Annotated in this window: 6 protein-coding genes, 1 tRNA gene, 1 pseudogene and 1 other annotated feature; of the genes and pseudogenes, 4 read left to right on the top strand and 4 right to left on the bottom strand. The window is 38.9% G+C overall.

Annotated features, from left to right (window positions below; all coding sequences use genetic code 11):
- Positions 1-309 (bottom strand): annotated as a pseudogene (locus ACLOR3_RS03090) (EF-P 5-aminopentanol modification-associated protein YfmF); the annotation flags it as partial.
- 152 nt (positions 310-461) lie between these two features.
- Here ACLOR3_RS03090 and yaaA point away from each other — a divergent pair.
- Together yaaA and recF are read left to right on the top strand one after the other, a co-directional pair.
- Complete coding sequence (yaaA, locus tag ACLOR3_RS03095; protein ID WP_411400203.1) at positions 462-833, top strand: S4 domain-containing protein YaaA; 372 nt, start codon at positions 462-464, stop codon at positions 831-833.
- 1 nt (position 834) lies between these two features.
- Positions 835-1923 carry a DNA replication/repair protein RecF gene (recF, locus tag ACLOR3_RS03100; RefSeq protein WP_411400204.1) on the top strand — a complete coding sequence of 363 codons (1089 nt, stop codon included), beginning with the start codon at positions 835-837 and terminating at the stop codon, positions 1921-1923.
- An 80-nt stretch (positions 1924-2003) separates the two neighbouring features.
- Here recF and guaB read toward each other — a convergent pair whose 3' ends face one another.
- Positions 2004-3485, bottom strand: coding sequence for an IMP dehydrogenase (gene guaB / locus ACLOR3_RS03105; RefSeq protein WP_048789949.1), 1482 nt, complete (start codon positions 3483-3485; stop codon positions 2004-2006).
- A 167-nt stretch (positions 3486-3652) separates the two neighbouring features.
- Positions 3653-4678, bottom strand: coding sequence for a tryptophan--tRNA ligase (trpS, locus tag ACLOR3_RS03110; protein WP_129822605.1), 1026 nt, complete (start codon positions 4676-4678; stop codon positions 3653-3655).
- Between the two features lie 51 nt (positions 4679-4729).
- Positions 4730-4955, bottom strand: a binding site (T-box leader).
- A gap of 143 nt (positions 4956-5098) precedes the next feature.
- Between trpS and ACLOR3_RS03115 the strand changes: the two genes are divergently transcribed.
- Positions 5099-6721 carry an ATP-binding cassette domain-containing protein gene (locus ACLOR3_RS03115; protein ID WP_061564539.1) on the top strand — a complete coding sequence of 541 codons (1623 nt, stop codon included), beginning with the start codon at positions 5099-5101 and terminating at the stop codon, positions 6719-6721.
- Between the two features lie 61 nt (positions 6722-6782).
- A complete protein-coding gene (locus ACLOR3_RS03120) occupies positions 6783-9371 on the top strand; it encodes a YfhO family protein (protein WP_411400205.1) in 2589 nt (862 codons plus the stop codon).
- A gap of 81 nt (positions 9372-9452) precedes the next feature.
- Here the strand turns inward: ACLOR3_RS03120 and ACLOR3_RS03125 are convergent.
- Positions 9453-9526: transfer RNA gene (locus ACLOR3_RS03125), tRNA-Asn, on the bottom strand.
- Positions 9527-9588: the final 62 nt, after the last annotated feature.

Raw genomic sequence — 9588 nt, forward strand, 5'->3', positions numbered from 1 at the left:
ATCTGTCAAGACATTTTTCTTGCTCAAAAAAGCATCACGGACATAAGATAAATTAATATCAATGTAGTGCATTTGACCGCGTTTTGAAACAGAAGTAGAAAAATTTGCTCCATACAAGTTCGCCAACTGCTCTCTAAATTGCTGTGAAGTTGGGTAAAGTTGATTGGCTGTTTCGATCATGCGTGAGGCTAGAACCCGTCCTGCTATTGTTTCTTCAGAAAGAGGGGCTGAGAACCGCACTTTTATCTCATTGGTCTTAAATTTTTCTGATTTCATAAAATGGATTCGAACACCAGTAACTAATTCCATCGTCATCCTCGTTCTAACAAATATTACTCTTCATTATATCATGAAATCCCAGTAAAATCTTTCCCAGACAGATTAAAAAACGTTTACACTGACTCGCCCTATTTTAGGTTTTTCAACCTTTTGTGGTATAATAACTATCATTGAGGTGAACTATGAACTATAAACTTTTTGATGAATTTATCACACTACAAGCCCTATTTAAAGAACTGGGTATCATCCAAAGCGGTGGAGCTATCAAAGCCTTTTTACATGAAAATCAAGTAGAGGTCAATGGAGAAGTTGAAACCAGAAGAGGACGTAAGTTACGAGTCGGAGATACAATCGAAGTAATTGGTGAGAAGGAAGTCATAACACTGACACAACCTAGTCCAGAAGAGATTGAAGACTATCAAGCGGACAAGTTGGAAAAAGAACGCGTTGCTCAATTAGTGAAGAAATTAAACAAAGAACAAAAACAAAAAAAAGATTTTAAACCTAAAAAAGAAGAGAATAAGCGGAAACCCGTTCGTTTCCCAGGAACATAAAATGTGGCTTAAATCCATACATATTCAGAAATTTCGAAATTATAAAGAAGTAGATCTTCAATTCCATTCTGGTTTGAATATTTTCTTAGGCCAAAATGCTCAAGGAAAAACCAATCTCCTTGAGTCCATCTACTTTTTATCCTTGACCCGTAGCCATCGGACCCGTTCCGATAAGGATTTAATTCATTTTCAAGAGGAACAATTTACTGTTTCTGGTGTCTTAGAAAAAAAGACTGGCTCTATCCCATTAGAAATTTCTTTATCCTCAAAAGGACGAGTCACTAAAGTAAACCACTTAAAACAAAGCAAGCTATCAACCTATATCGGTAACATGAATGTGGTTCTCTTTGCTCCAGAGGATTTACAACTTGTTAAAGGCTCACCCGCTCTTCGCCGCAAGTTTATTGATATTGATTTAGGCCAGATGAAACCCGTCTATCTATCAGATTTAACAGCCTATCATCATGTTTTAAAGCATCGAAACAGTTACTTAAAAACAGCCAACACAGTAGACCCAACCTTTTTAGATGTTTTGGATGAGCAATTAGCAGATTATGGTAGCCGAGTCTGCATCCATCGGAAAGATTTTCTTAAAAAATTAGAAGACTTTGGTCAAGAGAAACATTTTGAAATTTCCAATCAAACTGAAAAACTATCTATTCGGTATGATTCCTCCATTCCTTTTCAAGATGAAGAGACACTTCGCCCAACTTTTATCAAATTACTTCGAGAAAATCGGACAAAGGATCTCATCAAAAAAACAACCAGTGTTGGTCCTCACCGAGATGACATTAGCTTTTACATCAATGACATGAATGCAACTTTTGGTAGCCAAGGTCAGCACCGCAGTGTTGTTCTTTCCTTAAAATTAGCGGAGATTTCATTAATTGAATCACTGACGAATGAAAAGCCGATTTTACTCTTAGACGATGTTATGAGTGAACTTGACAACAATCGTCAACTACATTTACTAGAAGTTATCTCTCGTGACATCCAAACGTTTATCACAACTACTACCTTAGATCACCTAAAAGACTTGCCTGAAGACTTAAAAATCTTTAATATTCACTCAGGTCACGTTGACGAATAATTAACAAGGTTGTCAATTTTGATTGACAACTTTTTGACACAATAAAAGTGTGAAATCTTATGATTTCACACTTTTATTTTTTATTGAACAGAGTAGTTTGGTGCTTCATTGGTAATTTGGACATCGTGTGGGTGGCTTTCTTTCAACCCTGCCCCAGACATTTCAACAAATTGTGCATTTTCATGCAATTCTTGAAGGTTGGCAGCTCCAACATAGCCCATACCAGAACGGATACCACCAATCATTTGGAAGACGATATCGGCTGCTGAACCCTTATAAGCAACCCGACCTTCGATTCCTTCTGGAACCAATTTGTTGGCTTCATTAACAGAACCTTGGAAGTAGCGGTCGCTTGAACCTTTCTTCATGGCTGCAATAGATCCCATACCACGATAAGTCTTGAACTTACGTCCTTGGAAGATTTCAGTTTCACCTGGTGCTTCATCTGTTCCTGCAAACATAGATCCAAGCATGACTGCATGACCACCAGCTGCAAGGGCTTTTACAATATCTCCAGAATACTTGATCCCACCATCAGCAATGATTGTTTTTCCATATTCACGCGCAACAGCAGCTGCGTCATAGATCGCTGTAACTTGAGGAACTCCGACCCCAGCAATCACACGAGTTGTACAGATTGAACCAGGTCCAATCCCTACCTTAACCACGTCAACACCTGCATCATAGAGAGCACGTGCTCCCTCAGCTGTAGCAATATTACCTGCAATCAAGGTGCGATCTGGAAAATGAGCACGAATTTCAGCGATTTTACGAAGAACACCTGCAGAATGACCATGGGCTGTATCGATAACAATAGCATCCGCACCAGCTTCAAACAATGCTTCCGCACGCTCAAAAGTGTCAGATGTAACTCCGACAGCACCTGCTACTAAAAGACGACCAAATTCGTCTTTCGCTGCATTTGGAAACTCAATAACTTTTTCAATATCCTTAATGGTAATCAAACCTGACAAACGACCATTTTCATCCACCAATGGTAATTTTTCAATACGGTGTTCTTGAAGAATCCGTTCAGCTGTTTCTAAATCTGTACCAACTGGTGCAGTCACAAGATTCTCGCTGGTCATATGGTTGGAAATCGGTTGATTATAATCAGAAATAAAGCGTAGGTCACGGTTGGTCAAGATCCCTACTAGTTTACGGTTTTCCATGGTTTCAACCACAGGTACACCACTGATCCGGTAACGTCCCATAAGTTCATCGGCTTCAGCAATGGTATGTTCAGGTGTTAAGAAAAATGGGTCAATAATAACGCCGTTTTCAGAGCGTTTTACTTTACGAACTTCATCTGCTTGTTGGGCAATGGACATATTTTTATGAATAACCCCAAGTCCTCCAGCACGGGCAATGGCAATAGCCATTTGGCTTTCAGTAACTGTATCCATCGCAGCTGTGATGATTGGGATATTCAACACAAGGTTATCCGCCAATTTTGTACGAAGATCTGCATCGTTTGGTAATACATGACTTTCAGCTGGAATGAGCAATACATCATCGAAGGTATAACCTTTTTTCAAAAATTTAGTGTCCCAATTTGACATTCCCATTTTCCTCTTTTCTTTCTTTTTGAGCCAAGCTCGTCTTTTTTGATTGATAATATCATACCATTCTAAGATAATTTGTCAATCATTTGTAGAATATTTCAAAAAGAGGTGTTGGAACCTCTTTTGAATCAGTTATTTTATTGAATCATCTCAATATCAAGAGCTTACTTGAAATAGTTTAATCCCATAGCAGATTTTACTTGATCAAGCGTTTCTGCTGCAACCGAACGGGCTACTTCACTACCTTTTTGAAGCATATCATAAACTTGACCCATATCTTTAGCAAATTCAATCCGTCGTTCGCGAATAGGCCCCAACTCTCTTTCAAGAATCTCTAACAAATAGCGTTTGGTTTTAACATCTCCTAAACCACCCCGTTGGTAATGGTCTTTCATGTCTTGAATGGTCGCTTGATCTTCTTCTTTTCCAAACACATCCAAATAATGGAAAACCATATTTCCTTCGATTTTCCCTGGATCTTCGACACGAATATGCTCAGGATCTGTATACATACTCATGACCTTTTTCTTCAAGGTGTCCATATCATCGGCTAAATAAATACCATTTCCAAGAGATTTAGACATCTTAGCATTCCCATCCAAGCCAGGCAAACGACCTGCCGCCTCATTTTCTGGGAAAATTCCTTCCGGTTCAACCAAAACATTGCAATGATACGCATGGTTAAAGGAACGAACAATTTCACGAGTTTGCTCAATCATGGGCTTTTGGTCAGTTCCAACAGGCACGAGATTGGCTTTAAAAGCGGTAATATCTGCAGCTTGGGAAACAGGATAAACCAAGAAACCAGATGGAATAGACTCTCCGAATCCTTTTTGGGCAATTTCTGTCTTAACGGTTGGGTTTCGTTCCAAACGTGAAACAGAGACCAAATTCATGTAATACATGGTCAATTCCGCTAGCTCAGGGATTTGACTTTGAATAAAAATAGTTGATTTCTTTGGATCTAAGCCAGCTGCTAAATAATCTAGAGCAACATTTCCAATAGACTCAACAATGGTTTGCGGATCTTTAGCATGATCCGTTAGAGCTTGCTGATCGGCTAAAAAGACAAACATCTGGTACTTGTCTTCATTTTGCATAATAACTCGATTCTTCAACGAACCGACATAGTGTCCAATATGGAGCTTCCCAGTCGGGCGATCTCCAGTTAAAATAATCGGCTTGGTCATTTTTCTTCCTCCCTAAAGTACAAAATAAAAGCCCACGCATAGCAAAAACTATGCGAGGGCGTCTGAGACACGGTGCCACCTCACTTAGAACAGCATATGCTGTTCTCTCTGACTCATCACAAATGAGCTGCACATAAGGCCTGCTAGCCGAATCTCTATTGGTTAAGATTCTATTTGAACATCAGTCCATTTCATTCTGTTTCGTTGCTTATTTTCAGCGACCATAAGCTCTCTAAAAAACGAATACAAATTACTCTTCTGATTGCTTTTCATTATATAATGACATCAAAGGAAAGTCAAGTTCTTCACCCTTTTCTACAGACTAAATGACTTCCTCCAATGCATAAGGGTATTCATTGAAAAATCAAGCGTTTTCTAGTAAAATAGGCTTATATAGACAGAAAAAGAGGAGAACTATACGTGCTAACAGTTACAGACGTCTCACTACGTTTTAGTGATCGTAAACTTTTTGATGATGTCAACATCAAATTTACAGAAGGAAATACCTATGGTTTGATTGGGGCCAATGGTGCTGGAAAATCAACCTTTTTAAAAATCTTAGCTGGGGATATTGAACCGACAACTGGTCATATTTCTCTTGGACCAGACGAACGTCTTTCTGTTCTTCGTCAAAATCACTTTGACTACGAAGATGAGCGTGCCATTGATGTCGTTATCATGGGAAATGAAAAACTTTATAGCATCATGAAGGAAAAAGATGCTATCTATATGAAGGAAGATTTTTCAGATGAAGACGGTGTCCGCGCAGCAGAACTTGAAGGAGAATTCGCTGAACTAGGTGGTTGGGAAGCAGAAAGTGAAGCTTCACAACTCCTCCAAAATCTGAATATTCCAGAAGAGCTCCACTACCAAAATATGAGTGAACTAACAAATGGAGATAAAGTGAAAGTCCTCCTAGCCAAAGCTCTCTTTGGTAAACCAGACGTCCTTCTTTTGGACGAGCCGACCAACGGTCTAGATATTCAATCCATTACCTGGTTAGAAGATTTCTTGATTGATTTTGAGAATACCGTTATCGTTGTATCCCACGACCGTCACTTCTTGAATAAAGTATGTACCCACATGGCCGACCTAGACTTTGGAAAAATCAAACTCTATGTTGGTAACTATGATTTCTGGAAAGAATCATCTGAACTGGCTGCCAAGTTGTTAGCAGACCGTAATGCTAAAGCAGAAGAAAAAATCAAACAATTACAAGAATTTGTGGCTCGTTTCTCTGCCAATGCGTCAAAATCAAAACAGGCAACGTCGCGTAAAAAGATGCTTGACAAGATTCAGTTAGAAGAAATTGTCCCATCTAGCCGAAAATACCCATTTATCAGCTTTAAAGCGGAGCGAGAAATTGGAAATGATCTGTTGACAGTAGAGAACTTATCTGTAAAGATTGACGGTGAAACTATTCTTGACAACATCAGCTTCATCTTACGTCCAGGTGACAAGACGGCTCTTATCGGTCAAAACGATATCCAAACAACTGCCTTGATCCGCGCCATTATGGGTGAAATCGAATATGAAGGAACTGTCAAGTGGGGAGTTACAACTAGCCGCTCTTACTTACCAAAAGACAATTCAGCTGACTTTGCAGGTGGCGAGTCAATTCTTGACTGGTTGCGTCAATTCGCAAGTAAAGAAGAAGATGACAATACCTTCCTTCGTGGATTCCTCGGACGCATGCTCTTCTCTGGAGATGAGGTTAACAAGCCTGTCAACGTCTTGTCAGGGGGAGAAAAGGTGCGCGTGATGCTTTCAAAACTCATGCTTTTGAAGTCAAACGTTCTTGTACTTGACGATCCTACAAATCACTTGGACTTGGAATCAATTTCAAGCTTGAACGATGGATTGAAAAACTTCAAAGAATCGATCATCTTTGCCAGTCACGACCATGAGTTTATTCAAACTCTTGCCAACCATATCATTGTTCTTTCAAAAAATGGTGTCATTGACCGGATTGATGAAACCTATGATGAATTCTTAGAAAACCAAGAAGTTCAAGCAAAAGTTAAAGAACTTTGGAAAGACTAAGAATCACTCCAAAGAATCAAAAACCCTGGAACCTTTGTTTCAGGGTCTTTCAATAGACTATATGAAATTTAAAAAATATCTATCACACCCCATCATTGTTTACTTTACAGCTTTTTTACTTCCCTTTACAATCTTATTTTTCGTCTACCTCAGTCAGGGCATTTATTGGGGGAGTGAAACTTCTCCTTTATTAGGTGATGGCTTTCATCAATACGTTATTTTCGACGTTACTTTACGAAATATTTTACACGGAACCGACAGCCTCCTTTACAGCTTTACAAGTGGGCTCGGGTTAAATTTCTACGCTCTTTCCAGCTATTACTTAGGAAGTTTTCTATCTCCCTTTGTCTTCTTCTTTGACAGTTTATCCATGGTTGATTCCGTCTATCTCTTTACACTGATAAAAATAGGATTGATTGGGTTGTCAACTTATTATTCCATTAAGGGAATCTATCCTCAACTGCAAACATTCTTGGTTCTTTCGCTGTCAACTTTGTTTGCGTTAATGAGTTTCTCCGTCAGTCAGATTGAAATCAAAACCTGGCTCGATGTCTTCATTTTGGCTCCTCTTATTCTGTTAGGTTTACACCGTTTGATGACTCAAAAGAAGCGGGTTCTCTACTTTACAAGCTTGACTATCCTCTTCATCCAAAATTATTATTTTGGATTTATGATGGCTATCTTCTTGACATTATGGTATTTCACGCAGCTTTCCTGGGACTATAAAAAAAGAATATCTTCTTTCTTTGACTTTACAATTGTGTCAATTTTAGCAGGGGTCACTAGCTTGATCATGATTTACCCCACCATATTGGATTTACGAACTCATGGAGAAAACTTTACCAAGATTACAAGAACCTTTACAGAAAATAGTTGGTACTTAGACGTTTTTGCAAAGAATTTGATTGGTAGCTTTGATACAACAAAATATGGGGCTATCCCTATGATCTATGTTGGTCTATTTCCATTCTTACTTGCCTTTCTATTTTTCTTTGTCAAATCGATTCGGTTTCACGTGAAACTAGCATATTTGACCTTATTAGTCATTCTTATTGCAAGTTTCTATTTACAAGCTTTGGATTTATTCTGGCAGGGAATGCATGCTCCTAATATGTTTCTTCACCGTTATGCCTGGCTCTTTTCATTGACTATTTTGTTCATGGCAGCAGAGGTCCTCAATCGGATAAAAGAAATCAATTGGCAACGACTCTGCCTAGCTGTTAGTTTGCTTAGTATTGGTTTTATCCTCACCTTTCTCTATCGCAAGCACTATCCTTTCTTGACAAGCAGTCATTATGTATTGACACTAGAATTTCTTCTTGTATTCTTTACTGTGACACTTGCCTTTACAGTTCGTAAACTTTCTCATCCCATTTTTTCTGCTGTTATTCTTTTCTTCTGTTTGTTTGAAATTAGTATAAACAGCTATTATCAGATCGATGGGATTGCAAATGAATGGGTATTTGCAGCTCGTTCTTCTTACCAAGGAAAGATTCCATCAATTGATAAATTGACATCAAGTTTACAGGATGATCAAGAATTTTACCGAACAGAGATTCTCCAACCTCAAACAGGTAATGATAGTATGAAATATAATTTTAGAGGGGTCTCCCAATTTTCATCTGTCAGAAATACAGATACCAGTTCGACCCTAGACAAACTCGGTTTTAAATCAGATGGAACCAACTTGAACTTGCGCTATCAAAACAATACATTACTAATGGATAGTCTGTTCGGGATCAAATACAATATTTCAGATAGGAATCCCCAAAAGTTTGCTTTTCATAAATTGGAAACGCAAGGAAATCAGACCTTGTATCAAAATGAAAAAGCTCTTTCACTAGCATTTCTAACCGCAAGTCCCTACAAGGATATCCCATTTTCTAATCTAACCTTAGATAACCAAAAGAACTTTCTCAATCATCTAACGGGGCAATCGTTGACTTACTATCAGCGATTACATCCACTGAAAACTGGTGCAGACGATCCTTCTCAAGGACCTCAAAAGGCTAAAGTTGAAGCAGATAGTTTTCTGACTTATGCCAGTATCGAATATGAGCTCTATGTTCAAAACGATAGTCAACTTTATGTAAACCTTCCTTCTTTAGAATTTGAGAATGAAGATTATACCGATGTTGAGATCATTACGAATGGCCAAGTCAACCGCTATACAACAGACAATGTCTTTCCATTCTTCACCATTGGTCACTTTACAGCAGGAGAAACTGTTAAGGTTCGAATTGCCTTCCCTGAAAATTCTACCGTAACCTTCCAAACTCCAGAATTTTTTGCTTTGAACCTTCAAGCCTACCAGGAAGCCTTTGAAAGGTTGCACCAACAAGAAGTTCATGTGCAAACCAAAGGAAATACCGTCACTGCAGATTTTACAGCAGACCACCATACAAGTCTCTTTTTCACCCTTCCTTATGATAAAGGGTGGACAGCGACGATCAATAATCAACCTGTCCCTATTCAAAGGGCTCAAAAAGGATTTATGACTGTTGATGTCCCTAAAGGAAAAGGACAGGTTGTTCTACAGTTCATTCCACATGGGTTAAAAGAAGGAACCATCGCTTTCCTACTCGGAATTCTTTCCTTCGCTTGCTACAATGCTATTCGAAAGAAATCTCAATCCTCAAAAAATCAGTAAATTCGCATCATAAAGAGCCCCTTCAGTTGGAAGGGGCTCTTATTTTATACAAAAAAAGCATCCCTTAGGATGCTAGTTTAGCTCCGCCAGTAGGACTCGAACCTACGACATCATGATTAACAGTCATGCGCTACTACCAACTGAGCTATGGCGGAATGAGATATAGTCCGTACGGGATTCGAACCCGTGTTACCGCCGTGAAAAGGCGGTGTCTTAA

The organism is Streptococcus intestinihominis (assembly GCF_046824975.1).
Taxonomy (GTDB): domain Bacteria; phylum Bacillota; class Bacilli; order Lactobacillales; family Streptococcaceae; genus Streptococcus.

Coding starts and splice junctions, on each gene's coding strand:
- recF (WP_411400204.1), top strand. CDS start 835: ATGTGGCTTAAATCCATACATATTCAGAAATTTCGAAATTATAAAGAA.
- guaB (WP_048789949.1), bottom strand. CDS start 3,485: ATGTCAAATTGGGACACTAAATTTTTGAAAAAAGGTTATACCTTCGAT.
- yaaA (WP_411400203.1), top strand. CDS start 462: ATGAACTATAAACTTTTTGATGAATTTATCACACTACAAGCCCTATTT.
- trpS (WP_129822605.1), bottom strand. CDS start 4,678: ATGACCAAGCCGATTATTTTAACTGGAGATCGCCCGACTGGGAAGCTC.
- ACLOR3_RS03120 (WP_411400205.1), top strand. CDS start 6,783: ATGAAATTTAAAAAATATCTATCACACCCCATCATTGTTTACTTTACA.